The organism is Streptomyces sp. NPDC047072 (genome assembly GCF_040643855.1).
GTDB lineage: Bacteria > Actinomycetota > Actinomycetes > Streptomycetales > Streptomycetaceae > Streptomyces.
Genome location: NZ_JBEYVC010000092.1, coordinates 1 through 24,363, shown reverse-complemented (window position 1 = coordinate 24,363; position 24,363 = coordinate 1). Strand labels below are relative to the sequence as shown.

Sequence of the window (24,363 nt, the reverse complement as noted above, 5' to 3'; positions counted from 1 at the left end):
CCGAGGGGGGCGCGGGCCGAGTTTGCACAGGCCGAGGGGGTGCGGGCCGAGGGCGGCGCGGCGGCGACCCACCTCACGCCCGAAGGTCCGCGGCGACTCGCCCCCTGCGCCGGAAGCCTGCGGGGGCCCGCCCCTGCGTCGGAAGCCCGCGGCGAGTCGCCCCCTGCGCCGGCCCACCGGCCCACCGTTCCGCTCAGAGCGCGCTCTCCTCCGTCACCTCCAGTACCAGCTGCGGTACCTCCTGCGCGCCCAACTGCCGTAGCAGCATGCCCAGTAGCTCCCCGCAGCGTACGGTCACCTCGCTGCCGGTCGGCAACGCGCCCGCGAGGCCGATCAGTTGCCAGGCGCAGTGGGCCTCCATGAAGCACAGGTCCCGCAGGTCCAGGACGAAGCGGCTGGGACCGGGGGTGTGGCGCAGCTCCAGTGCCGAGCGCAGGCTCTCCACGAACTCCGCGCGGGTGCCGAGTTCGGCCGAACCGGCGATCCGGGTGCCCTCCGCGGTCTCGGTGACGTCCAGCGCGTCGAGGCGTTCCATCACCCGCAGCGGGTGCACCTTGTGCATCCCGTCGATCACCTCCTCGCCGAACTCCTCCTGGTCGTACCAGCAGATCGCGGTGAACAGCGGGTCCGCGAACAGCGGGGCCACGGACGCCTCGTAGTCGAGGAGCCGGTCGTGGTCGAGCCCCGCGCGGGGGCCCCAGCTCATGTCCGCGGTCAGGGAGAGCCCGGACCAGCCCTCGTCGTAGGCGCGGTCGACCTCCGCCGTGTAGAGGCCGATCGTGCGCTCCGGCTCGAAGCGGCCGTCCGGGACGTACATCTCGGTGGTCCGCTTCAGCGAGAGCTGACCGGTTGCCCGCGCCTCGGTGGCGAGTCCGCCGCCGCCGTCCAGAAGGGCCACGACGTCGTCGTCGTTCATGTCGTCCGGGTTCATGACCAGCAGCACCTTCTCCCGGCGGGCGAGGCTGGTGCGGGTGTACGCGGTGAACACCTTCCACGGCGTACGGCCCTCGGGTACGGCCATACAGGCGTGGTCGCCCTTGCGGAGCCGCTCGACGGGTACGGGGCGGCTGGTCGTCGTGTCGGTCATCGGGGCGTCTCCCTACGGCGTCGTTTCTGCGGACGGTAGGTGCAGGGGGAACGCGATCTCCCGGATGACCGGGATAGGGCGCGGTCGGGGCGCTTTCCGGTCAGGTGTGTTCGCGGGGACGGGAGATAGTGATCATCTGGTCGCCAGTCTTTGCAGCAGGCCCCAGGTGAACTCGGCGACCACCTCCCGACGTACGCCCTCCCCGTCCGGTGCGGTGAAGGCCAGCCCCCAGCGGGTCGGGGCCGTGCCCTCCAGCGGGCGGGCCGGAGGGAAGGCCCGGGCCGCCTCGTCAACCGTGCAGGACCAGGGGGTGAGGTCGTCCAGAGTGCGCAGGGCAGGGGCGGGCGACCCCGGCGCCCGGACCAGCCACTCGTTCCACACCGTCGAGCCGTTGGGGGCCAGCAGTGCCTCGAAGCGGAGGTCCGGCCAGAGGGGGAGCGGCCAGAGCCAGGCCTCGCAGGTCAGGTCGCCGACCTTGCGGGTGAGGACCGTCTCCGGGGTGCCGAGGATCGACCGGTAGCGGGAAGCCGCCGCGCGGGCGTGCGGGGAGCGGACCATCGCCTGCCAGCGCTTGTTCGCCTCGCGCATGTCCGCGATCGAGACGCCCAGCGCGTGCCGGGCGTCCTCGACCAGGTCGGGGTTGTGGTCGGCCATGCGGCGCAGCAGGACCAGCTGGAAGTCGAGCGGGGTGAAGGGCGCGCTAGCCGCCTGCTTTCCGGAGGGCATGCTCCCCATCGTCTCCTACGGCACTGACACCCGGACGGCGGCCGTCGGGCAGGAACAGGACCGAGTTGACGTAGCGGCGGCGGCGCACGCAGGGCAGGACGCGGCGCAGGAGGCCGTGGGCGACGACGTAGGAGGCGGTCTCCTGGTGCGCCTCCAGCGGGAACGCGGCCAGCGGGACCCAGGTGGCGCGGGGCAGCACCCAGCCGTCGTAGCCGAGCAGGGTGAGGTAGGTGACCACGGGGGCGATCGGCTGGATCCTGGACTCCAGTTCGACGAAGAGCGCCGGCCGGTCCCGGGCCAGGATGCCCGTCGCCCCGCGCAACACCGCCAGCTCGCTGCCGTCCACGTCGATCTTGATGAACCCGACGTCCTTGAGGCCGAGTTCGTCGAGCGTGACGCAGCGGACGTTCAGCCAGTGCCCGTGGATGTCCCGCCGGACCAGGGAGGACACGCCCCGGTCCCCAGCGTCGTCCGGCGGCAGCCACAGCTGCGCCACGCCCTGCCGGTCCGCGGCGGCGGCCTCCACGACCTCGACGTTCGCCGGGGCCGCCGCGTCGAGCAGCCGCGCCAGATGCGGGACGGGCTCGACGGTCACCACCTTCCGGGCCCGCCCGGCCAGCCGCCGGGTCCACGGCCCGTACCAGCCGCCCACGTCCACCGCCGTCCCACAGTCCGCCGGACACAGATCGGCGAGCCGCGCCAACTCCGGCTCGAAGCGCGGATAGACGGCCCGGGCCGCCGCAGCGACCAGCCGGGTGGGCAGACGGGAGGCCACGCGAGCCGCCCGGGTGCCCGCCGCCCCGGCCGTGCACTCCTCCGGTCCGGTCATGGGGTCATCCGTTTCGACAGGTCCTCGTGTTCGTCGTCCGACACCTGCTCGCCGGAGGACGGCAGCAGTTGCGGGATGCCGTCGACGATCGGGTAACGGCGGCGCAGCCGTGGGTTGTACAGCGCCTCGTCCGGCGGTACGAGGTGCAGGGGCCCCTTGTCGAGCGGGCAGGCCAGGATCTGCAGCAGCGGGTCGTCGGGGTTCATGGGGGTGTCAACTCCTTGGCACCGACGGGTGCTTGGGGTGCCTGATCGTGCTTGGGCATGGTCAGCAGTACGGCGACGGCGAGCACCGTCCCCGCGAGGCGCAGCGCGAGTCGCAGCGGGTCGTGGGGCAGCGCCTCGCCGAACGAGAGGGTGCCGAGCACCGCCGTGAACAGGCACGTCACCGTCGTGCACACCGGCACGATCAGCGAGGCCCGGCAGCGTTGCAGCGCCGCCTGCGACATCACGAGGCCGAACGCCCCGGTGAACAACAGGAGATACGGATAAGGAGACCTAAAAAGTTCAAGTACCGCCCCACCGAGTCCACTTGAGGTCACATAGCTCGACACCCCCTTGATCGCGAGCGAGCTGACGCCGTAGAGCAGACCCACCGCGACGCCGTACTCGACGCCGGTCGTGGGCATCCGGTGCCGGTGCCGGGTGCGCCGCTCGGCCGAGCCGTACAGCCACACGCCGGCGGCCAGCGAGGGCACGCACACCAGCAGGATCAGCGGATACGGCGCGGCCCGGCTGACCTGGTCGGATCCCTCCTTCAGGGACAGCACCACCATGAGCAGCGCGGCCAGGATCGCCCCGAGCGCGTACCGCTCGCGGCCCGTGGTCTCCTCGCCCAGCAGCCGCGCCGACAGCAGCACGAGCAGGACCAGACCGGAGACGAAGATGCCCTGCGCGGCCGCGATCGGCAGCGTCCGGTAGACGGCGAGCTGGGCTGCGAACCCGGCGGCCAGTGACACCGACCCGCCGATCCACAGCGGGCTGCCGATCACCAGCCGCAGCAGCCGCGCCGGTTGACGGATCGACACCTGCGGCAACGCGGTCAACGCCCGTTTCTCCAGCACGAATCCGACGCTGTACAGGGTGTTCGCCAACAGCGCCGCCGCCACTCCCCACCACATCGCCCACGCCCCCTAGGTCTTCCGGGCGTGCAGCAGCAGGATCGACGCGAGGGAGGGTCTGGCACACGCCAGTCGGTCCAGGGGGCGCAGCGGGCGCGGTACGCCGTGGAAGGGGGCCCCTTCCAGTCGTACGACCTCGAAGCCGGCCGCCGCGACGAACTCCCGCAGCGCGCGGGCCGTGTACAGCCGCAGGTGCCCCACGACCTCCCGCCCCGGCCGGCCGTGGATCGCCCGCAGGCTCACCTCGGAGAACACGGGCTGGACCCCGGCGAGCAGCAGGGCGCGGTTGTACCAGGCGGCCAAGTTGGGCGTGGACAGCATGAGATGGCCTCCCGGGCGCAGGACACGGCGGATCTCTTCGAGGGCGGCGTCGGGGTCCACGAGATGCTCGATCACCTCGCTGAACAGCACGGCCTCGACCGAGCCGGAGGTGAACGGCAGCCCCGCACCGGTGAGTTCACCGCGGATCGCGTACGGCAGCCGGGTGCGGGCGCGCTTCAGGGCGTCCTGGGACCAGTCGACGCCGACGATTCTGTGGCCGGTGAGGAGCGGGGCCGCGGTGGCCGCGGCCGTGCCGTCGCCGCAGCCGATGTCGAGGACCGTCGCGGTGTTCTTGGTCCCGGCGAGGGCTCTGGCCAGCATGTGTGCCTGGCGGACGGAGCGGGGGGTGCCGGAGGCGACCGGGACGTCCGGGTTCTCGTAGAAGTCGCGGAGGTCCCTGGGGTGGTGGGGCGCGGTGGTCGTCATTCCGGGACCTCCGTGGTGTGCAGGTAGTGCTCGAACAGGTCGCGCAGGTGGGCGCCGTCGCCGTGGCTGAGCAGTGCGCGGGACCAGCGCAGGGCGAGGTGGAGGCGGCCGGCTGTCGAGGCGGTGGTGACGGTGAGGCCGCGGGGCATCCTCGCGGGGGCGGAGAACCATACGGCGTGTGCGCGGCCGGCTTCTTCGCCGAAGTCGAGGGGGTAGGGGACACGGCCGATGTTGCTGAGGAGGGTGGTCGAGGTCCAGGGGGCGGCGGTCTTTCGGAGACCCCTCGTGAGGGCCGCGCGCCAGGTCACTGGGGTGACCGGAGCGGTCAGGAGGCTTGCGCCGTGGCCGAGTTGGGGGCGAGGGAGGGATTTGAGGGCGCGTGTGCGTTGTGCCGTGCGGCGCAGGAGGGTGGGGGTTGGGTCCTTCAACTCCTCTGGGGTGAAGGGGACTTCCAGCAGACGGGTGCCGTTGCCTATGGGCATCGTCGTGTCCCTCGGGCGGTCGTCCACGGGCATGGTGATGCGGAGGGGGCGGGGGGATTCGCCGTGTTCTCTGTTCCAGTGGGCGATTGTCCGGGCTGTGGTGACCATGAGTTGGTCGTTGACCGTGTAGGGGGAGCCTTTTGGGCGGTGGGGGAGGGGGAGTTCGGTGACGAGTAGGCCGTTGCCGGGGGAGGGGTCTGGTCTGCCTTGCGCTACGCGGGCTGGGCGGGTCCAGTTGGAGGGGGTGTTTTCGGGGGGCGCGGGGGGTTCTTGGGTGCGCGTGGGGGTTGGGGCCGGGGAGTTGTCCTTGCCTCCGTAGATTTCGGCGGCTGTGGCGAGTATGCGGAGGCAGGCGGGGCCGTCCAGGGCGGTGTGGTTGATGGTGAGGAAGAGGACGGTTGCCTGGCTGCCGGCCGGTGGGGGCTGGTCGCGCAGTTCCCCGCGCCCCTTAGGTGGGTTCGGTTCGGGCTCCTCCACCACTTCCAGGCGTATCGGTGGGGACAATGAGAGCGGGGGTGCCTCCTCCAGTGCTCTTGTCCTTGCATCTCGCAGTGCGTTCCTGCCCGGGGGCGGAAAGGTCACCACCTCTACGTCTGGGTCCGGTGTCAGCTCCCACTCGTAGCGCCTCCGGAACCGGTTCCCCGGCGCCTCCCGCATCAGGATCCGCGGATGCCGGCGCAGTGCCTCCGTGAACGCCTTCCTGAGGCGCGGCTGGTCCAGTCGGCCTGGCAGATGCACTTCTATATGCACCGTCTCCGGTTCCTCCTCCTGGAGGCAGTGGCGGGAGATCTCGTCCACCACCGGGAACGGGATGCGGGGGAGTGTGGTCATTGCGGTTCCTCTTCCTCCCTCGCGCTCACCAGCGCCGCGAACAGGCCAATCAGGGCCAGGAGTTGGGCCGCCGGCCCGAACGCGCCGTCCTCCGCGCCCACCGGCTCTCCCGCTCCGATCGCCGCCGCGATCCCCGCCCCCGCGAGGGCGACGAAGGCGATCGGGACCAGCCAGGTGTGGCGGCGGTAGGCCAGTAGGGCCAACGCCGGTACCAGCAGGGCGAACCAGCCGGCGATCACGATGCCCACCAGCGTGAGCGCCACCGTGCCGAGCCACAGGCCCGGGGGCGGAGGCAGGTGTTGGGGGTCGTCGGGGTTCGGGGCGCGGCGGCGCCACAGGACCAGGCCGATCAGGACGGCAATGCCCACCCCGCTGCCGATCAGCGCGCCGTCGTACGTCGTCGCGGGCTCGTACGACAGCTTCACCGTGCCGCCCGCCCCCGCCGGGATCCGCCAGCCCTGCTGCCAGCCGTCGAGCCGTACTGGGGACAGCTCCTTGCCGTTCAGCGTGGCCCTCCAGCCGTCGTTGTAGTTCTCGTACGTCGTCAGGTACGAGGCGGCTCCGGAGCCGACCGTAACCGCGCGTTTGTCGCCCAGCCAGTCCCGTATCCCCAACTCCCGGGTGACGGAGGCCGGTTCGGCGGTGGTGCCGCGGGTGAGGGTGACGTCGGTGAGGGCCAGGGGGCCCGCGTCGCCGCCCTCGACGGTGTGCTCGCCCGATGACAGGGACAACTCCGGGTCCTTCGCGCTGTCCTGACACAGCGTCACGTCGATCGTCCGGCGTTCGGTCAGGTCGAGGATCCGGCCCGAGACCGCCGTCCGGTAGAGCTTCCCGTCGATCGCCAGCACCGGCCCCTTCCCGCAGGGGAGCGCGAAGGTGCGGGTCGGCTTCGGCTGCGGGGTGCGGTACTGGTCGAGGGCCGGGATGTAGGCCTCCGTGAGGCCCACCGGGAGTTGGAGGTCCTCGTCGGCGACCGGGTTGTGCAGGGTCAGCGGGGCCGTCTTGGTGATCGTGATGTCCAGGCTGTCCGTGGTGATCGCCGGGAAGGACACCGCGCCGTTCTCGTCGACGCCGGCGATCGCCGCGCCGTCGGGCGAGCTGATGTCGACCTCGGTGGGGCGGGTGGAGAGGCCGCCCGCGGGCGCCAACACCAGCTGGCTGACGGTCTGTTTGCCGTTCCAGCGCAGGTGGATGGTCGGGCGGTCGCCCGCGATCCAGGCGGTGGTGAGGTCGCCGTCGGTGAGGTTGCGCGCCGAGAGCCCCGCGCCCAGGGTCGCCGTGGAGTCGGCGGTCGCGGTGATTCTGTTCCGCTGGTCGGGTGCCACCTCGTAGAGCAGTTCGTCGAGTTGCTCCCCGGTGACCGGCACCGCGTTCGCCTTCACCGCGTACGTGCCCGCCGTCGCCGTGGTGAAGCGGCGGTGCAGGCCCGCCTCCGTGCCGGTCGGGGAGATGCCGGCCGGGTCGGGCACCCGGTGCAGCGAGACGATCTCGGCGGGCGCGTCGGCGGAGTCCGCGTCGGTCGGCAGCCGCAGCATCCGGGTCACCTGGACGCCCGGCAGATCGATCTCCGAGAACCCGGCACCGGCGAGCCCGGTCCGCCGGGCCACCGAGTCGACGATCGTCAGCTTCATCCAACCGGACGGTCCCGGCGGCGACTTGATGCTCTGCGTGGACCCGTCGGCGCGCAGGAAACTGGTCCGCGACCCGTTCTCCGTCTCCACCCGCACCTTGGTCGCCGCCGACCGCACGCTCTCCTGCGGCAACGGGGTGACCTTGAAGGACGAGGGCATGTCGTACGCCGGGTCGCTGAAGCCGATCCGCAGCCACTGCCCGTCCGGCGAGCCCGCCACACCCTCCGCCCACGCGGTGTCAGGGTTGCCGTCGAAGGCGTTGGCGGGGTCGAACTGCGGGAGATGGAACAGCCAGTTGCCGTACGACGACGCCGTCACCGAGCGGGCGCCGCGCAGTTGGGCCACCGTCTGGTGGTCCTGGCCCTCGGTCGGCAGGATCTGCTGCGGTGCGTCACCTGGATCCTGCGCGGCCCCCGACGCGTTGCGCTCGTCACTGGTGTACGTGTACGAGGTGTTGGCGTTGACCAGCCCGAACCGGGTGTCCGCGCGCCGCAGTCCGTCGCCGAGGATCTGGAGCGGCGGGGTGCCGAGCCCGGGATGGTTGTCGCCGGTCAACACGGTGGCCCGGCCCCGCAGTTCGGAAGCGAGCGGCAGCAGGGACTCGGGGCCGCCGGAGACCTGGGCGGTGTCGGCGACCGGCAGCAGCCCGGCCTGTCCGGGCCGGGTCACGTCCTCGCTCGCCGGGCGGTAGATCTCCACCGCCCGCTGGCGCGGGTAGAGCCCCTCGATCTGGAGCGGGGTGTCGTGGGCGATGATCCCGCCGGTCATGAGCGGCCCGAGCCCCGTCACCCGCTCGTACCCGGACTGCTCCAGAGCCCGTTTGACGACCGAGGAGGAGACGTTGCCGATCTGGTTCGGGTCCAGGTCGTTGCGGACGACCACGTAGTAGACGCCGGAGCGGCTCAAGTAGTCGGCCAGGCCCGGGATCTCACTGCCCGTCAGCAGCGCCTGCTCGACCGCGTCCATCGCGCGCCGGTTGCCGGGGGTGCCGAAGGGGACGTAGTCCCGTTGCGCCCAGCGGGACTCGGCGAGCACGTCGAGCGGCTGGTCGATGGGCGAGCCCCAGGTGTAGATGCCGTGCGCGGTCGCCGGGACGACGAGGGCACGCGAGTCGGGGGAGTACTTCTCCAGCCAGTCGGCCGTGGTCTGCCAGTACTTGGGCAGCTGCTGGAACGAACCCGGGCTGAGGATCGACCCGTTGAGGTACGGCCACATCAGGCCGGGCAGCACGAGGACCGCCGCGACCAGCGGCGCGTACCGGCGGCCTCTGAACCGGCGTGCCCCGCGCGGCTCGGCGGCCACGCCCACCAGATGGGCGAGGCCCAGCACCAGCGCCAGGGCGAGCCCCGGCTGGAACTTGTAGATGTTGCGGAAGGGGGAGAGCCCGCCGTCCAGCCAGTCCCGCACCAGCCCGTGGAAGGGGGCGCCGAACGGGCCGCCGTACCCGGCGAGAAGGATCAGGAGGGCGGTCAGCGCGGTCAGCACCAGCCAGCGCCGCTCCGGCATGTCCCGCCGCGCGAGTCCCGCGAGTCCGAGCCCGGCCGCGAACGCCGAGCACAGGATCACGATCACCGACGTGGCCACGGTCCACCCGGCCGGCAGCCAGGCCTCCACCAGATGCAGATAGGCGACCCAGTTCCCGGCGCCGCGCAGCGCCTCGGTGGCCGACATGGTCTCGGTGGTGGTCGTCGCGTTCTCCACGTACGGCAGGAAGTTCTCGCCGTAGACCCCGAGCAGCAGCAGCGGGATCCACCACCAGGCGGTCGCCACGATCAGCCCAGGCACCCACCAGGCGATCAGCTTGCGCTGCCGGGGACCGGGCGGCCGGGAGACGAGGTACAGCCCAACGGGCAGCAGGCAGGCCAGGGTTGAGGCGGCGTTGACCCCGCCCATGAACGGGATGATCAGTGCCGAGCGCAGGGCCGCGACCCGGGCGCTGTAGCGCTCGTTCGTCAGCGGCAGCAGCACCCACGGCAGGAAGGCGCCGGGCAGCGCGGCGGCGGAGGTGGACCCGACGACGATCGTGAACACGGGCCAGAGCGCATAGGCGAGGGCGGCGAGCAGTCTGGACGAGCCGTTGCCCACCCGCAGCCGCTCGGCCAGCCGCAGCGCGCCCCAGAAGGCGACCGACACGATCAGCGACAGCCACAGCCGCTCCACCAGCCACACCGGCAACCGCACGGCGTGGCCCAGCCAGTAGAACGGCAGCATCGGCCACAGATAGCCGACGTACTGGTCCTGGATCCCGCCGAAGGAGCCCTGGTCGTGCCACAACTGCCCCAGATCGGCGAGGAATCGGCCCGGATCCGTGGTGACACCCAGTTTGGTGTCGAAGGTCTGCCGGCCGGGGTGCACCGCCAGGAGCAGCACGAACACCACGGCCCAGAACCCCAGCAGCCAGCTCCGGGACCGCGGGCCCTCCGGCGGGCCCGCCATGGTCTCGGTGGTGGGGACGGCCGCCGGAGGAGGGGCCTGGACCGTGGACGTCGTCATGGTGGACACCGCCGGAGGATGAGGAGGAGGTTCCAGGTGGCCACTTCACGGATCCCGGGAGCCCGTACGACGGTCTCCGCGAGGAAGGGCCAGTAGCGGGAGCGCGCCGAGACGACCCGCACGTCGTCCCGGGCACGCACCTGCCGCAGGGTCGGACCGATGTGCACGGCGAACAGGTTCACGCCGAGGGTGTGCTTGGCGGCCCGTCCGGTACGACGCCGATAACGGGCCCGGGCCCGCTCGGCCCCCAGATAGTGCCAGGGCGCCCACTCGTGACCACCCCAGGGCGACAGCCAGTTGGTGAACGACACATAGATCAGCCCACCGGGCCGCGTGACCCGGATGAGCTCACTGAGAAAGGTCTGCGGATCGGCCACATGCTCCAACACATTGGAGGAGAAGGTGACATCGGCGACCCCGTCCCGGAGGGGCAGCAGATACCCGTCGGCGATCACGGCCGAGTCGGCGGGCTTCGCACCGAGTTCGGCCGGATCGGGCTCGAAGAGATACGCGTGCGCACCTCGATGCCGGAACTCCTCGGTGAAGTACCCGCCACCTCCACCGACGTCGACGACGGTACGCCCGGCGAGGGAACCGTCGTAGGCCTCGACTTGGTTGACGGCGTCACGAGCGAGGAGCGAGTAGCAGGACTCCGGATCATCTTGCTCACGCAGGAAGGCCAGAAAGAGACTCAGAGATCGTCGAAACGAGGGATCCCTGAATTCTTGGGGGCGCGGGGAACTGCGCGACCAGCCACGACGCACCCGCAGCCGCGTCACGGCCCTCCGCCCCTCACCGCCTCCGAAGCAACCACACGGAACTGTCTGACGGTCCGGTCCCACCGATAACGCGCCGCCCGATCCCGCGCCGCCTTGCCCATCAGCTCACGGCGATGTCCCGACAGGGCCAACGTGCACCAGGCCGCGGCGAACGAGGACTCCCCCCGCGCCAGAACCCCCGTCTCCCCGTCCACGACGGAATCCCGAAGCCCAGGCACGTCGAAGGCGATGGTCGGTGTCTTCCTGCTGGCCGCCTCCGTGACGACCAGCCCCCACCCCTCCACAGCCGACGGATGCAACAGCAGCCACGCCTCGCACAACAGCCGATGCTTCTCGGCTTCGGAGACATGACCTGTGAACTCCACGCCAGGACCGGCGAGTTGCTCAAGAGCCGCCCGCTCCGGCCCGTCCCCGACGATCACCAGCCGCCCCCCGGTCACCGGCCGCACCCGCTCCCACAACCGCAACAGCAGATCGACCCGCTTGTACTCGACCAGCCGACCCACCGCCACGAACAGCGGTTCCGACGAGCGCGCGCTCAAAGGACCCGGCTCGGAGACCCCGTTGTGCACGACCCGGATCCGCTCCCGCTCGACCCCGATCGCCCGGAGGGCATGCGCGGTCGAGGGAGACACCGCGACCATCAGACTCCGGTGCCGGGACGCCGCCCCGGCCAACGCCCAGTGTTCGAGTCTTCGCCCGATCCGCGCCGCCGGCGCCAACGGCCCCCCGAACCGCATCTTCCACAGATCGGTGTGAACATGGTTCACCAGGCACAACGTAGGCCCGCGGTGCCACAACGGCGCCAGATACGGCATCCCGTTGCAGACCTCGACCAGCAGATCGGTCTCGCCGACCTGGCGGCTGAAGGCCGTACGCGCACGCAGGTAGTGGCCGAACTCGCCGCCCGCCGACACGACCCGGTAGTCCCGGTAGGCCGCGGGGCCGCCGCAGAGCAGGGTCACCTGGTGGCCCAGCCGGGTCAGTCCGTCGGCGAGCCGGTCCACGAGCAGCTCGGAGCCGCCGGCGGCGGGGTTGTCGAGGTCACGATGGGCGAGAAAAACGATTCGGCGCGGGGGTGGGGGGAGTGCCGGCGCGTGCGGCGCGGGGTGTGGCGACACCGGGGGGAACGCGGCACGCGGCGGATACGGCACGTGCTGGGGCATGGGTGCTCCAACTCGTCTCGGGGTGCGGAACTCAGTGGTGTCTTTCGGGCAGTCTGTGGGGGGACTGAGCTCTTTCCGTGTGGGGGGCATGGACGGGCTGTGCCCGGGTGGGGTTCGACAGTTTTCGCCCACCCGTTGCCCGTGGCTACTCACGGAGGTGACAAATTCGGGGCTTGTAAGACCTGACGTCACGTCACATCGTGAGGACAGGCTGGGGTATTTCGTGGGAATCATCCGATTCCGGGCGCCTTCGCCCGCGTACCACCAAAACGCCACCCACGACCGCCAGAACGAATCCAGCCACAGCCGCCCCGATCGGCAACGTCTCGCCCACCGCGCGGAGTTGGCCGCTGTCACGCTTCGCCAGCCGTACCGCCTCCTTCTGGGTGGCCGTGGTGAACGCGATGTTCCGGCTGTCCAGCAGCACCACGGCGTCCTTCTTGGCGCCGGGGGCCCGCAGGGTGCGTTTCGGGCCGACCTGTGCGTAGATCACGCGGCCGGTGCGCTGGTCGACGACGAGTTCGATGCCGTGGTTGGAGTACCACTCCTCGGCCAGCACCTGCGGCCGGTTCGGCTGGTCCACGATCGTGCCCGGGACCAGCCGGGTGCCGACCTTCGCCGGGGCGACCGTGCCGGTGAACCGGTAACCCGTGTACCCCTGAACCTTCTTCGTACCCTGGTAACGCAGAGTCACCGTCGAGCCAAGGGAGTTGTCCCACCACTGGTAGGAGCGTCGCTGCACGTCGAAGGGGAACTTCAGATAGGCCTCGCCCTCGATGTACGGCTTCTCGCCGCAACAGTGCACGGGCTTGGTGGTCTTGCGGTCCATCACCCAGCGGTGCGGGACGAACTCCAGGGCGTCGTGCGGGTCGGCGGCCGGCAGCGTCTTGTCGGTGTCGACGGTCGTGGTGACGTCCCACACCGCCGCCCGCCCGCTGCGCTCACTGGCCTCGACGTCCCCGCGCACCCGCTGGGTGACGGTGATCCGCTGGTCCGGGACGGTCTCCAGCTCCTCGGTGTCGAAGACGGAGCCCGTTCCCTTGTAGACGGCGGTCTGGTCGATGTCGATCGGATTCACGGCGGCCCGAGGCGTCACGTACCACGCGAGCAGGGGCGCCAGTACCAGCAGAAACGTGCCGAGTCCCAGCAGAATCAGGGAGATTGGAGAGGCTGTACGGCGCATCCGGACACTCCTGTGTCGTGAGTTGACGGAGTTCGGGCCGCTCAGGGCCCTGTCGTCACGCTCCCGTCGTCCGCCCGAAGGGCGGGCCCCGCGGCGTCTGGTGCGTGCAGCTGCAAGGCGGAGGAGGCTGTGACATCAGCCGCTACCGCGTCGGGCGACGCGGCGCGTCGGCGACCGACGACAACGCGGCAGATGCGCGTGCCAGGCGTCGCGGGGCAGGCGGGAGCGTGACGACAGGGCCCTTGGGCCGGAGACCGTAGGCGTCTCTTGACGGAGTGTCAATGTCTTGACGGACGGTGAGGGTCCTGTCGACACTGGGGCGACAGGCAGGGTGGGTCACGGGACGGGCCGGGCAACCGGGTGGGGATGTACGCCGGAACCGAGCCGCTCGAGAGAGGCTGCCCCTGCGATGTCCAGACTGCTCGCCGCCGCGCTGACCGTGGTGGCCGCCGCCCTGCTCGCCCTGGGTGCCGCACTCGGCATCGTCGCGCTGCTGGAGGCGACCCCCGACCAGCCCAACACCCCCCTGATCACGTACGAGCAAGCCGATCAAGGGAGTTGACGCATGGCCGCCCGCCCGGCAGCCGTGAACGCCCGCTCGGCCTGGCACGACGTCCCCCGCCTCCAGGTCCGCCGCTTCGCGGCCATCGCCCTGGCCGAGGCCCCCGCCCTCGCCGAGGAGATCCTGCGCGAGATCCGCCGCGAGTACCCCCGTCTGCCCGAGGTCCTCGACGAGTCGGGCGAACCGATGGCCCTCGTCGGCATCCGCCGCGCCCTGGAGGTCTTCATCCAGCACCTGGAGACCGCCGAGGGCCGCCCGACCGTACCGCCGGGCGTCTTCCAGGAGTTCGGCCGCGGCGAGGGCCTGAACGGCCGCAGCCTCGACTCCCTCCAGGCGATCTACCGCATGGGCGTCCGCCTGGCCTGGCGCCGCCTCGCCGACATCGGCCAGCGCGTCGAGATCCCCCCGCCCGCGATGTACGAACTCGTCGACGCGGGCTACGAGTACCTCGACGGCCTCGTCGACCAGTCGGTGCGCGGCTACGCGGAGGCGGCCGCACGCCAGGCCGGTGAGCGCTTACGCCTCCAACGCCGCCTGATGGAACTCCTGTTGGCCGACCGCCACCGCGGCGACCCGGCCGAAGCACTCACCGAACGCGCGGCCCGCGTCGGCTGGTCCCTCCCCGAGAAGGTCGCGGTCGGCGTCCTCCTCCGTCCCGCCCGCGAGGCGGTCGCCCCCGCGGTCGGCCAGGGCGTGCTGCTGGACATGGACTACGAACAACCCCGCATGGTCGTCCCCGAACCCGACGCGGCCGGCCGCCCCGAACTCCTGCACCGCGCCCTGACCGGCTGGGCGGGCGCGATCGGCCCGCCGGTCCCGCTGCCGGACGCGGCGAAGTCGCTGCGCTGGGCGGAGGCGGCGGTACGGCTGATGGAACGCGCGCTGCTCCCGGCCGGCGAGGTCCTCTACTGCACCGAGCACACCGAGGCCCTCGTCCTGCTCCAGCCCGAGGAACTCATCGACGACCTCGCCGTCCGCTGCCTGGCCCCCCTCGCCCACTGCGGCCCCACCCACGGCCGCCGCCTCGCGGAGACCCTCCTGGCCTGGCTGGAGACCCGCGGCGGAGCCCCGGAGGTCGCGACCCGCCTCGGCGTCCACCCCCAGACGGTCCGCTACCGCCTCCGCCAGATCCGCGAGCTCTGGGGCGACGAGATCGACGACCCGGACCGACGGTTCGAGCTGGAACTGGTGTTGCGGGCGCGGAGGTTGAAGGGTGAGCTGACCTGATCCGGTCAGGTTCTGACGGGCTCCTTCGCCGGGGTCCGCCGGGCCGGAGGGGCGTCCAGGTGAATCATCACCGAGGTGTAGAAGCGGTGGACTGCTTCGTCGACGCTGCGGATGAAACCGGTCTCGGCGCCGCCGCGGGAGTTGCCCATGTTCCTGAAGAGGGACAGCCGGAAGCCGGTGATGGCGGTCGCGCTGTTCTTCGGGAGCAGGTCGGCCGGTTCCGGGCGCAGCCGTTCCAGGGTGCCGCGCGGACCGCCGACCTCGCCTTCGACCAGCGTCTCGATGTGCAGGTCGGCCGGTGCCTCGGCGAGGCGGTGGAGCAGGCGCTTGGCCCAGGTCAGCGGGTAGCCCTGGTCCGGCGCCGGGATCTCCACGCAGGTGCGCAGCCGACCGGTGCGCAGATCGGCGCCGACGGCGAGCGGACCGGGGGCGTCCTCGATGCGCAGTTCCGCCTGGAGCCTGCCGTCGAGGCAGAGCTGGTCGGCGAGCCGGGCCCGGCGGGTGCCGGGGTCGGTGCCGCGCTTCGCGCGCTGGACCGGCAGGACGCGCTGCCCCAGTTCGCCGCCCAGCCTCAGACACACCTGGCGCACCAGCCGCTCCCAGCTCTCGACCACCTCCAGGGCGCGCGGGTCCCCCTGGCACAGGGTCTCGTCGTCGATGCCGTTGCGCACGGGGACCCAGGCCGGGCCCATGTTCTGGAAGCCGTGGCAGCCGGAGTGCTCGTGCTGGACGTAGTGGAGGAGTTCCTGGAGCAGCCAGGCGTGCGCCGCGTTGCCGACGCCTTCGTGGCGGATCAGCAGCTGCGCCTGGTGGGCGACCTCGGCCCAGGACAGGTGCCGTAGCGCGACCTTGTGCTTGCGCCGCCCGTCGATCTTGACGTCGACGAGCGGACTGCCCTCCAGGGCCACGTCGTTGGACAGGGTGATCACGGCCTCGTAGCCGCGCCGGGCCGCGATGTCCATGTACGCCTGCACCTGGTCGGGCCTGAGCGCGTTGCCGTTGGTCTTGGTCTCCACCAGCGCGGTCCAGAGCTTGCCGGCCCGCTCGACGCGGATCACCCCGTCGGGGCGGCGCGGGGTCTCGCCGTGCGGGAGGGAGACCTCGGTGAACGTCTCCATCCGGCCGGCCGGTGCCCCGAAGGCGGCGGTGAGCCTACGGCCGAACTCGGGCACCTGGGCCATCACGGACAGCAGTACCGAGGTGGCCCGGGTCTCCCGGTCCCGGTCGCTCTTGAGCGCGGGGACGGGGAAGAGCCGGGCGCCCTTCCAGGTCTCGTTGTCGGCGAGGGACTTGCGGGGAGCCTTCGGGAGGGTGACCTTCTTCTTCGCCGTACGAGGCCGCCCGACCGGTTTCCGAGCCTCCGGCTCCGCCGGTCGAGGCGTCGGTACGGCGTTCAGCGCGGGGGCGGCGACGGGTTCCGCCGCTACCGGAACCGGCTCCCCCTCGACGGAGTCGCCCGCGTCGTCGTCGATGTCCACCCCGAAGTCCGTCGCCAGCCCCGCGAGCCCGGACTCGTACCCCTGCCCCACCGCCCGGAACTTCCACTCGTCCCCGCGCCGGTACAGCTCGCCGAAGATGATCGCGCTCACGGCGCCGGCGTCGCCCACGGCGAACCTCAGCAGGTTCTCGCCGGAGGCGTCCGCCAGGGTCACCCGGAGATCGTCCAGATCCCCGAAGCGCGCGTCACCGTACCGGCTCGCGGCGACGACCATCCGCTCCACCTCGGATGGAACGGCGGTGAGATCGAACCCGATCCGGTCCTCGTCGCCGTCCTCGACGGGCGCCTTGTCGAGCAACTGCACGCTGCCGTCGGCGGCCACGGGGTTGTTGTAGAAGTAGAAGTCCGCGTCACTGCGCACCTTGCCGTCCGGCCCGAGCAGCAAGACGGACACGTCCGCGTCACCGTCCCCGGCCGGACTGCTCCAGCCCAGGCTGACGATCACCGATCCGATGTCCTCGCTCAGCGCCGACAGCGTGGCATTCGACCCCTTGGTCATGTCGTGCACGAGATCCCCCCAAGAACCACGTCCCCCTGAACACGCACACAACGTGACGTGTCACACACGAAGACAGTAGTACCAGGCCCTCGCCCCGCACACCCATTGCCCGAGTAAACGCCCTGTCGCTAGCCTGTGTTCGTTATGCCGATCGTCTGTTGAAATTTCGAACGCAGACGCCTTAGACGCAAAGGGAGGGGGCCGGTTGTGGGACGCCTCGTACCTGCCGTGACCCGGGCTCTCGACATTCTCGAGCTCTTCCTCGACGGAGACGGGACGCTCTCCGCCCCCGACATCGTGCGCAGGCTCCAGCTGCCGCGCACCACGGTGCACGAACTGGTGACCACGCTCGCCGCCCGGTCGTACATCGTCCAGGTCCCGGGGCAGCCCGGACGCTACCGGCTCGGAGTACGGCCGTACCAGCTCGGCAGCCGCTACGCCGAGCAGCTCGACCTCGCCGCCGAGGGCCAGCAGGTCGCCCGGTCCGTCGCCGAGACCTGCGACGAGACCGTGCACGTGGCGATCCTGGAGGGCACCGACGTCATCTACATCGCCAAGGTGGACTCCACCCACGCGGTGCGGATGGTGTCCGCCGCGGGGCGCCGGCTCCCGGCCCACTGCACCTCCGTCGGCAAGATGCTCCTCGCCTCCCTCTCCGAGCCGGAACTCAGCTCGCGGATCCCGGACGACACCCGGCTGGTCGCCATGACCCCCAACAGCATCACCGACCCCGCCGCCCTGCGCGAGGCCCTCGTCGAGATCCGGCAGCGCGGGGTCGCCGTCGAGCGCCGCGAGTCCAACCCGGACGTCTCCTGCGTGGCCGCGCCGGTCCGCGACCGCACCGGGCAGGTCGTCGCCGCGCTCTCCATCTCCGTACCGATGATCCGCTGGAGCGACGACCGCCGCGTCGAGCTGGAGCAGCTCGCCGCCAAGGGCGCCGCCGAACTGTCGGAGCGCCTCGGCCACCGGAGCGTGGCATGAGCAACCTCAGTCAGTACGACGTCGCCGTACGCGCCGAGGCGACCCTCGGTGAGGGGCCGACCTGGGACGCCGTACGCCAAAGGCTGCTGTGGATCGACATCCTCGGCGCCCGCCTGCACACCTACGACCCCACCTCCGGGCACCGCACGGTCCGCACCCTCGACCAGCACATCGGCGCCGTCAAGCCGCGCACCGCCGGCGGTCTCGTCCTCAACCTCCGGGACGGCATCGCCGTGATCGACGAAGACGACGACGCCTCCGTCCGCTGGCTGCACCACGAGCCCGTCCCCGGCCGCCGCGCCAACGACGCCGCCGTCGCCCCCGACGGCTCCCTCTGGGCCGGCACCATGCGCTACGACGAGGCCCCCGGCGGCGGCACCCTGTCCCGGCTCACCGCCGACGGCACGCACACCACCGTCCTCGACGACGTGACGGTCAGCAACGGCACCGGGTGGAGCCCGGACGGGCGGCTGATGTACTACATCGACTCCCCGACCCGCCGTATCGACGTCTTCGACCACGCCGACGGACAGGCCACCGGCAGGCGGACGTTCGCCGAGATCGAGGACGGCGCGGGCTACCCCGACGGCCTCACCGTCGACGCGGACGGCTGTGTGTGGGTGGCGTTGTGGGACGGGTCGGCGGTACGCCGCTACACACCCGACGGCAGGCTCGACCGTACGATCACGCTGCCCACCCCGCTGATCACGGCCTGCGCGTTCGGCGGCCCGGACCTCTCCGACCTGTACGTCACGACGGCGCGGGTGGGACTGGAGAACCCGCACCCGATGGCGGGCTCCCTCCTGGTGGTGCCCGGCGCGGGCAAGGGCCTTCCGCAACCGGCGTTCGCCGGCTGACAGACGGGAAGGGGGCTCCCCGGCGGGCGCCCCCACTCCGACTACGCCGAAACCGTGCGGTCCAGCTCCCGCAGGATCTTCCGCTCGCCCTCCGTCAACGGCGGCCCCGCGGCCGCCGGGAGGGGCGGACCGGCCAGCGCCGCGAGGAGCGCGCCCGGGCGCAGCAGCCGGGTCGGCCCCGCGGTGAGGCTCGTGAGGTCCCACAGGGCCGCGGCCGCCGGGTAGGAGCCGGTCGCCGTACGCATCAGACGGCGGGTGTACCTCGTGAGCACCCGGTCGGCGAAGCTCGGCGCGCCGCCCCGCGTCTCGGGGAACCACACGTCCTGGCCGACGGCCATCGTCCACGCGGCCTCCACCGACCGCGCCGCCCCCCGCTGCGCCCGCAGCGCGAGTCCGGCCCCGTCGAGACCGGTGCCCCGCAGCTCGTCCGCGAGGACCCGCGCACCGAGGGCGGCCACCGACATGCCCTGTCCGTAGGCCGGGTTGAACGTGGCCAGCGCGTCGCCGAGCACCAGGAACCGCTCGGGCCACCGGTCGGCCTTCTCCAGGTAGCGCCGCTCGTTGCTGGTGCTGCGGCTGACGTACACGTCGGTGAGCGGTTCGGCGCCGGAGATCAGCTGCCCCACCAGGGGGTGCGGCAGGTCCAGGGTGTACTGGAGAAAGCCCTCCGGGTCCGACGGCGGCTCCCCGCCGCCGCGGGTGCCGGCGAGGCTCACCATCCAGCGCCCGCCCTCGATGGGCAGCACCATCCCGCTCCGGCCGGGGAGCGAGAGATAGGGGTTGGCCTGCATGATCGTGAGCGGGAAGCGCTCCGCGCCCTCGGGTGTGCGGTAGATGCGGGTGGCGTTGACGAGACCCGCGTCGACCTTCTTCTCGCGGATGCCCGAAATGCCCAGCGCTCCCAGCCAGTTGACGACCCGTGACCCGCGCCCGCTCGCGTCGACCACGAAGTCGGCCGTGAGGTCCTGGTCCTCTTCCCCGGCCGCGGTCGACAGCCGTACGCCGGTGACCCGCGCCGCGTCCCCGAGCAGCCCGGTCACCTGACCGCGCCGGACCTCCACCGCGGTGTTCGAGAGCACCGCGGTCCGTACCGCCCAGTCCAGCAGCGCCCGGCTGGAGGTCAGCATCCGCGGCCCCTCGGGGCGCCAGCGCCGCAGCCAGCCCTCCGGAGTGAGGGCCACCATCCCGGAGTTGAGCGGGATCTCGTGCGCCCCGGCGGCCAGGAGATGCTTGCGCATGCTCACGCCCGGGACCATGTCCTCCATGGCGGCCAGCCCGCCGGCCATCAGGAGGTGGGCGTGCCGCCCCTGCGGGAGGCCCTTGCGGTGCTCCGGGCCGTCGGGCAGTTCGTCGCGTTCCAGGACGACCACTTCGTCCGCGACACCGGACAGCGCCGCCGCGGCCAGCATGCCGGCCAGTCCGGCACCGATGACGACAGCTCTACGCGACATGCGACCCCTCGTACTCTGCCTGCACTCCCAGCGGAGCACTCAGGCTCTCACCGTACCTTCACGCACCGTGTCCACGGCGGGAGTTCGTCCCAGCACCCGCGCCAACTCCACCAGCCCCGCGGCACCGGAGATCTCCGTGGCGTGCAGCCGGTGGGTGCTCGGTGTCTCCACCGGCTGCTCCCGGGCCGCGGCGCGCCGGGCGGCCGCGGTCAGCATGGCGGCCTCGGAGACGATCCGGGCCTCGTGCGGGGACCGGCCCTCGCCGCGGGCGGCAGCGAGCGCCCGTTCCCGCACCCGGTCGTCGAAGTACGGCGCGAGCGCGAGCAGCGCGTCATGGATGGCCACCTCGCGCCAGTGCAGCCGCTCCTGCGGCAACTGCCACCAGGACGCGGGGGGTTTGGGGGCCGTCGACACGAACCCGACCCGGGACCACAGCGGGGCGAGGCTGCGGTAGTCCCTGAGCCCGCGCCAGTGCCCCACGGCCGCCGGCAGCAGCCGGGGCAGCACGAACCCGGCGGAACAGATCAGGGCGGCGAGCGAGGCCATCGGCGGGGCCACGCCGGTGGACAGGAAGTCGAGGTCGTGACCGGTCCAACGGGCCACCACCGCCGTGTACTTGGTCAGCTGGAAGCCCACCAGGTCCAGCATCGCGCCGGCCACGATCAGCCGGAGCCCGGTCCTCAGCAGCCCGGTGACCTCGCGCCCCCACTTCAGGCACATCCAGGACAGCGTCGTGATGGCGGCCGTGTGGCCCAGCAGATAGAGCACGATCATCTCGCGCATGTACGGCGTGTCGGCGTAGTACGTGTCGAGGTCGGTGAGCCGCTCGGTGCGCGCGTCCGCGAGCGCGAACAGCACCACGACGGCCACGACCAGCGGCGCGTACACCGCGACGGCGCGCCGCACCAGCCGCCGTATCCGCGCGGGCGGCCCGCCCCGCCAGTGGACCAGCAGGACGATCAGCGAGCAGCTGTACGCGGTGAGCATGCCGTACGTCAGCGGGGCGCCGAAGTTGGGGATGCCGGTGAGGGAGTTGACGGCGGCCAGGGTCATCGGCGCCGAACAGCAGAAGACGACCGCTCCGAGCAGGATCGTCACGTACGTGGAGACGGTCAGGGGGTTGCGCACGGCCGTACGGGGCCGGCGGAAGAGCACCAGGGCGGACAGCGCGAGGACGGCGGCCGCCAGGTAGACGACGAGACTCACTCGCGGGAACTCCCTTCTTTCGTCGCCGACTTGACCGCACCGGCCGGGGTCCCGGCACCGCGCGCGAGCGGTTCGCCGTCCAACGCGTCGGCGATCCGGGCGAGTTCGTCCGGCTCGAACCCCCACTGCGGAAACCACGCGGCCGTCCGGGCGGTATCGGCTCCTTCCGCGGGCGGTGCGCCCGAGTCGCCGACCAGGACCCGCTGCCCGCGCCCGGCGAGCGCCTCCTCGCGGGCCGCCGCCACGATGACCGCCGCCCAGGCCGTGGCCGTCGCCCGCCCGGAGTCGGCGGTGAGCCGCAGCGCGGCGTCCAGGGTCTCGTCGTACAAGGAGCGGTCCAGATAGCCGTCGAGGTGGCTCAGCCCGTTGTGGATGCTGGTCCGGCGCCACACCAGCCGGGTGGCGGGGGAGGCCCAGCGCGGATACGGCAGCCGCAGCGAGCGGCGGGTGAGGAGGTCGTCCAACTCGCGCTCCAAGGGCTCCAGTCGCGCGTACGTGCGTCGGGCCGCGCGCCACCGGGCGAGCCGGGGCCAGGCGAGCGGGGTCAGGACACCGGCGACCGTCAGCAGCGCGCCGAGTCCGGCAAGGGCCGGCGAGACCGACGAGCCGAGCCCCGTCCAGTCGCGGCCGCTCCAGCGGGCGGTCACGGCGACCAGCTTGGCCCCGCTGTACCCGCAGCCGCACAGCGCGCCCAGTCCCAGCGCCGTCATGCCCGCCCGCAGCGGGCCGCTCACCTCACGGGCCCAGCGCAGGGCGGAGACCGCGGTGGAGCCGACGGCGACGAGATGGGCGAGCAGGTAGAGCAGGATCATCTCGCTGAGGTACGGGGTGTTCGCGTAGTAGGTGTCCAGGTCGGTGCGGCGCTCCACGGGCGCGTCGCCGAGGGCGAACAGCACCGCGATGCCGACGCCCACGCCGGTGTACGCGAGGATCCAGCGGCGGGCCGTCCGCCGCACCCGGGGGCCGCCCCGCCAGTGCACGACCAGGACCTGCGAGGCCGCGCCGTACGCGGTGATCGCCACGTACGTCATCGGTGCCGCCAGGTTCGGCACCCCGCTGAGGTGGTTGACCGCGCCGACCGTGGGCGCGGCGCCGAGCACGAAGCAGAGGCCGGCCAGGCCCAGCACCGCGCAGATGGCCCACAGATAGGGGTCCCGGCGGTGGCGGACCAGGTCCGGGGTCCTGACCAGCAGTCCGAGCCAGAGGACACCGGCACTGACGTAGTTGGTCAGGCCGGTCATCTGCGGGTCCCGCGGTAGTTGAGGGCGGCCCCGATCCGTCCGGCCAGGTCCTGGTCGCCCTCGCCCGGGTCCGCGTACACGGAGTCGGTCGAGGCCTCCAGCCAGGTGCGCAGCCGGCGGCCCATCAGGATGCCGAAGCGGTCGGCCTCCTGCTCGTCGGCCAGGGTGAAGTCGGTGCGCGCGGCGGCCTGTCCGGGGGCGCCGGCCGTGTCCTCCTGGCGTTGCCGCATGTGCCACACCTCGTGGCAGAAGATGACGGTCTGGTGCCATACGGCGGCTCGGCGGTCGACGATGACGTCGTCGTGGTGCTCGCGCTCCAGCCACAGGCCGCTGGCGGTGTGCGGAGGGAAGACGGCCCGGTGGACGACGATCCTTCGGCCCCGCCACCGGGTGGCGGACTCCACGACCGCGTCGAACAGGGTCTCGGGATCCGCGGGCACCGGTACCCGGATCGGGTCGATGAGGGCGTCGGCGAGGCGACGCATCTCCCTGTTGGTACGCACGGTTCTCCCCGTGGCTGCGCGGCAGTTCGATCCTGTGCAATATGCAACATCCGTGCGGCCGCGGCCACCTTCGGCTGCGCCGCCTCGGCTGCTGGACGGGGAGGATTGGGACCGACCCGGATGAACGGTGCCGGTGCGGTGCCCTCGCGATGGCCGAAACCCACCGACACACTCGCGAACGAACGGGAGCGGCGCCCCCGACGAAAGCCGCCCTCACGCGACCGGCTTCCGGACAGCCCACCGACGAAACCGAACCCTCCCGCCCCAACTCCGGGCAGCCCCCCCCACACTGCCGAAACCGCCGGGACGGCACCGGGGAGCACTGGGATGGCACCGGACGGCATTGGGGGAGCGCCGGGATGGCACCGGGGGAGCACGGGGGCGGCGCCGTGGGGGCGCCGGGACGACACCGGGGAGCACTGGGACGGCACCGGGGGAGCACGGGGGGCGCCGGGACGGCACCGGGGGAGCACCGCAACCCACCCCTGCCGTCGCCTCCCGAGCCGACACCGATACCGGCCCACGCACGGCTCGTCCCACCAGCCGCCCACCAGGAGGGAGCGCCCTGGCCGGCCTAGACCGTCGGCCCCGAGCAACCCAGGCCGCACACTCAGGGCGCCTGCCCTGTCCCTGTCCGCACCGGCACATCGCGCCCCGGCCGCCCGCCACTTGCCAACTGCCCTTACTGCGCTCGCCCGTACGCCGCCTTACGGCCACCCGTACTGCTCAGAGCCCGGTCCGGAGCTCCCGCCGCCCGTATCGCCCCGTGGCGGGTTCAGAAGTTGGTGTCGGTGCACGTCCCCGCTCGGCGCAACCGGGCCCCGCAGTCGGCCGCCAGTATCGCTTCCGCGGTTGCTGAAGCCCCTAGGCATACTCCCTCGGCCTGCTGCCCCCTGGCCGCCGACCACTCCCGACAAGAGCCTCTGACCTGGCAGTCACCCCGCCCGAAGCCCCGCCTCTCGGAGCTTCCCGACAGAAGCCCCCGACCTGGCTGTCGCCCTACCCGAAGTCCTCGCCAGCTGGAGCTTGCCGCCCGAAGCCCCCGCCTGCCCGTCAGCCACCCCTACCAATTCCCCACCCCGTCGAAGCCCTGACCTTTTCCCGCTCGGCCGAGACCCCGCCCCCTACACCCCCGCACCGCCCCGCCCCCCCCAACCCCCTCACCCCTCCCCCTCGTCCCCCGTCTGCTGCTCGGCGGGGCGGTCGCCGACCGCTTCCCCCGCATGCGGGTGCTACGGCTGTCCAACGCGGGCGCGGCGCTCAC

20 protein-coding genes are annotated in these 24,363 nt (G+C 72.0%); 4 read left to right on the top strand and 16 right to left on the bottom strand.

The window, feature by feature from the left end:
* Positions 1 to 193 precede the first annotated feature (193 nt).
* The 11 genes from ABZ896_RS31610 to ABZ896_RS31560 form a co-directional block, all read right to left on the bottom strand.
* Positions 194 to 1,087, bottom strand: a complete 894-nt coding sequence (locus ABZ896_RS31610; protein ID WP_360936559.1) for an MEDS domain-containing protein — start codon at positions 1,085 to 1,087, stop codon at positions 194 to 196.
* Positions 1,088 to 1,219: 132 nt separating this feature from the next.
* Positions 1,220 to 1,822, bottom strand: a complete 603-nt coding sequence (locus ABZ896_RS31605; RefSeq protein WP_360936557.1) for a hypothetical protein — start codon at positions 1,820 to 1,822, stop codon at positions 1,220 to 1,222.
* Positions 1,788 to 2,642: an FkbM family methyltransferase gene (locus ABZ896_RS31600; RefSeq protein ID WP_360936555.1), complete on the bottom strand. Its 855-nt coding sequence runs from the start codon at positions 2,640 to 2,642 to the stop codon at positions 1,788 to 1,790. The genes ABZ896_RS31605 and ABZ896_RS31600 overlap by 35 nt, the downstream gene beginning before the upstream one ends.
* Entirely contained in the window at positions 2,639 to 2,848 is a 210-nt protein-coding gene (locus ABZ896_RS31595) for a Trm112 family protein (protein ID WP_360936553.1), read from the bottom strand. Before ABZ896_RS31595 ends, ABZ896_RS31600 begins: the two co-directional genes overlap by 4 nt.
* Positions 2,845 to 3,750: a hypothetical protein gene (locus ABZ896_RS31590; protein WP_360936586.1), complete on the bottom strand. Its 906-nt coding sequence runs from the start codon at positions 3,748 to 3,750 to the stop codon at positions 2,845 to 2,847. The genes ABZ896_RS31595 and ABZ896_RS31590 overlap by 4 nt, the downstream gene beginning before the upstream one ends.
* A gap of 24 nt (positions 3,751 to 3,774) precedes the next feature.
* On the bottom strand, positions 3,775 to 4,509 hold the full coding sequence (locus ABZ896_RS31585) for a class I SAM-dependent methyltransferase (protein ID WP_360936551.1): 735 nt from the start codon (positions 4,507 to 4,509) through the stop codon (positions 3,775 to 3,777).
* A complete protein-coding gene (locus ABZ896_RS31580; protein WP_360936549.1) occupies positions 4,506 to 5,822 on the bottom strand; it encodes a condensation protein in 1,317 nt (438 codons plus the stop codon). The genes ABZ896_RS31585 and ABZ896_RS31580 overlap by 4 nt, the downstream gene beginning before the upstream one ends.
* Positions 5,819 to 9,946, bottom strand: coding sequence for an alpha-(1->3)-arabinofuranosyltransferase family protein (locus tag ABZ896_RS31575; protein WP_360936584.1), 4,128 nt, complete (start codon positions 9,944 to 9,946; stop codon positions 5,819 to 5,821). The genes ABZ896_RS31580 and ABZ896_RS31575 overlap by 4 nt, the downstream gene beginning before the upstream one ends.
* On the bottom strand, positions 9,943 to 10,716 hold the full coding sequence (locus ABZ896_RS31570) for a class I SAM-dependent methyltransferase (protein WP_360936582.1): 774 nt from the start codon (positions 10,714 to 10,716) through the stop codon (positions 9,943 to 9,945). The genes ABZ896_RS31575 and ABZ896_RS31570 overlap by 4 nt, the downstream gene beginning before the upstream one ends.
* Positions 10,717 to 10,721: 5 nt before the next feature.
* The gene (locus tag ABZ896_RS31565) at positions 10,722 to 11,891 is read right to left on the bottom strand and encodes a glycosyltransferase family 4 protein (protein ID WP_360936547.1); all 1,170 of its coding nucleotides are present in this window, start codon (positions 11,889 to 11,891) and stop codon (positions 10,722 to 10,724) included.
* 193 nt (positions 11,892 to 12,084) lie between these two features.
* Complete coding sequence (locus ABZ896_RS31560) at positions 12,085 to 13,074, bottom strand: DUF3068 domain-containing protein (protein WP_360936545.1); 990 nt, start codon at positions 13,072 to 13,074, stop codon at positions 12,085 to 12,087.
* Positions 13,075 to 13,483: 409 nt separating this feature from the next.
* Between ABZ896_RS31560 and ABZ896_RS31555 the strand changes: the two genes are divergently transcribed.
* Entirely contained in the window at positions 13,484 to 13,636 is a 153-nt protein-coding gene (locus tag ABZ896_RS31555; protein ID WP_360936543.1) for a hypothetical protein, read from the top strand.
* Between the two features lie 3 nt (positions 13,637 to 13,639).
* Entirely contained in the window at positions 13,640 to 14,863 is a 1,224-nt protein-coding gene (locus ABZ896_RS31550; RefSeq protein WP_360936541.1) for a helix-turn-helix domain-containing protein, read from the top strand.
* Between the two features lie 5 nt (positions 14,864 to 14,868).
* On the opposite strand, the gene ABZ896_RS31545 is transcribed toward ABZ896_RS31550, so the two are convergent.
* Entirely contained in the window at positions 14,869 to 16,860 is a 1,992-nt protein-coding gene (locus ABZ896_RS31545) for a TerD family protein (RefSeq protein WP_360936539.1), read from the bottom strand.
* Between the two features lie 207 nt (positions 16,861 to 17,067).
* Between ABZ896_RS31545 and ABZ896_RS31540 the strand changes: the two genes are divergently transcribed.
* Together ABZ896_RS31540 and ABZ896_RS31535 are read left to right on the top strand one after the other, a co-directional pair.
* On the top strand, positions 17,068 to 17,841 hold the full coding sequence (locus ABZ896_RS31540) for an IclR family transcriptional regulator (RefSeq protein WP_360936537.1): 774 nt from the start codon (positions 17,068 to 17,070) through the stop codon (positions 17,839 to 17,841).
* Positions 17,838 to 18,698, top strand: a complete 861-nt coding sequence (locus ABZ896_RS31535) for an SMP-30/gluconolactonase/LRE family protein (protein WP_360936535.1) — start codon at positions 17,838 to 17,840, stop codon at positions 18,696 to 18,698. Before ABZ896_RS31540 ends, ABZ896_RS31535 begins: the two co-directional genes overlap by 4 nt.
* 41 nt (positions 18,699 to 18,739) lie before the next feature.
* Here ABZ896_RS31535 and ABZ896_RS31530 read toward each other — a convergent pair whose 3' ends face one another.
* Genes ABZ896_RS31530 through ABZ896_RS31515 form a run of 4 tightly spaced genes read right to left on the bottom strand, consistent with a single transcriptional unit; the run spans position 18,740 to position 23,099 of the window.
* Positions 18,740 to 20,149, bottom strand: coding sequence for an FAD-dependent monooxygenase (locus ABZ896_RS31530; RefSeq protein ID WP_360936533.1), 1,410 nt, complete (start codon positions 20,147 to 20,149; stop codon positions 18,740 to 18,742).
* Positions 20,150 to 20,188: 39 nt separating this feature from the next.
* Positions 20,189 to 21,355, bottom strand: a complete 1,167-nt coding sequence (locus ABZ896_RS31525; protein WP_360936531.1) for an MAB_1171c family putative transporter — start codon at positions 21,353 to 21,355, stop codon at positions 20,189 to 20,191.
* On the bottom strand, positions 21,352 to 22,596 hold the full coding sequence (locus ABZ896_RS31520) for an MAB_1171c family putative transporter (RefSeq protein ID WP_360936529.1): 1,245 nt from the start codon (positions 22,594 to 22,596) through the stop codon (positions 21,352 to 21,354). Before ABZ896_RS31520 ends, ABZ896_RS31525 begins: the two co-directional genes overlap by 4 nt.
* Positions 22,593 to 23,099: a toxin gene (locus ABZ896_RS31515; protein ID WP_360936527.1), complete on the bottom strand. Its 507-nt coding sequence runs from the start codon at positions 23,097 to 23,099 to the stop codon at positions 22,593 to 22,595. Before ABZ896_RS31515 ends, ABZ896_RS31520 begins: the two co-directional genes overlap by 4 nt.
* Positions 23,100 to 24,363 lie beyond the last annotated feature (1,264 nt).

Bases quoted from the DNA above. Each gene is read 5' to 3' on its own strand.
- ABZ896_RS31580 (WP_360936549.1), bottom strand. From the start codon at position 5,822: ATGACCACACTCCCCCGCATCCCGTTCCCGGTGGTGGACGAGATCTCC.
- ABZ896_RS31550 (WP_360936541.1), top strand. From the start codon at position 13,640: ATGGCCGCCCGCCCGGCAGCCGTGAACGCCCGCTCGGCCTGGCACGAC.
- ABZ896_RS31575 (WP_360936584.1), bottom strand. From the start codon at position 9,946: ATGACGACGTCCACGGTCCAGGCCCCTCCTCCGGCGGCCGTCCCCACC.
- ABZ896_RS31545 (WP_360936539.1), bottom strand. From the start codon at position 16,860: ATGACCAAGGGGTCGAATGCCACGCTGTCGGCGCTGAGCGAGGACATC.
- ABZ896_RS31555 (WP_360936543.1), top strand. From the start codon at position 13,484: ATGTCCAGACTGCTCGCCGCCGCGCTGACCGTGGTGGCCGCCGCCCTG.
- ABZ896_RS31520 (WP_360936529.1), bottom strand. From the start codon at position 22,596: ATGACCGGCCTGACCAACTACGTCAGTGCCGGTGTCCTCTGGCTCGGA.
- ABZ896_RS31585 (WP_360936551.1), bottom strand. From the start codon at position 4,509: ATGACGACCACCGCGCCCCACCACCCCAGGGACCTCCGCGACTTCTAC.
- ABZ896_RS31530 (WP_360936533.1), bottom strand. From the start codon at position 20,149: ATGTCGCGTAGAGCTGTCGTCATCGGTGCCGGACTGGCCGGCATGCTG.
- ABZ896_RS31600 (WP_360936555.1), bottom strand. From the start codon at position 2,642: ATGACCGGACCGGAGGAGTGCACGGCCGGGGCGGCGGGCACCCGGGCG.
- ABZ896_RS31565 (WP_360936547.1), bottom strand. From the start codon at position 11,891: ATGCCCCAGCACGTGCCGTATCCGCCGCGTGCCGCGTTCCCCCCGGTG.
- ABZ896_RS31535 (WP_360936535.1), top strand. From the start codon at position 17,838: ATGAGCAACCTCAGTCAGTACGACGTCGCCGTACGCGCCGAGGCGACC.
- ABZ896_RS31560 (WP_360936545.1), bottom strand. From the start codon at position 13,074: ATGCGCCGTACAGCCTCTCCAATCTCCCTGATTCTGCTGGGACTCGGC.
- ABZ896_RS31595 (WP_360936553.1), bottom strand. From the start codon at position 2,848: ATGAACCCCGACGACCCGCTGCTGCAGATCCTGGCCTGCCCGCTCGAC.
- ABZ896_RS31610 (WP_360936559.1), bottom strand. From the start codon at position 1,087: ATGACCGACACGACGACCAGCCGCCCCGTACCCGTCGAGCGGCTCCGC.
- ABZ896_RS31605 (WP_360936557.1), bottom strand. From the start codon at position 1,822: ATGGGGAGCATGCCCTCCGGAAAGCAGGCGGCTAGCGCGCCCTTCACC.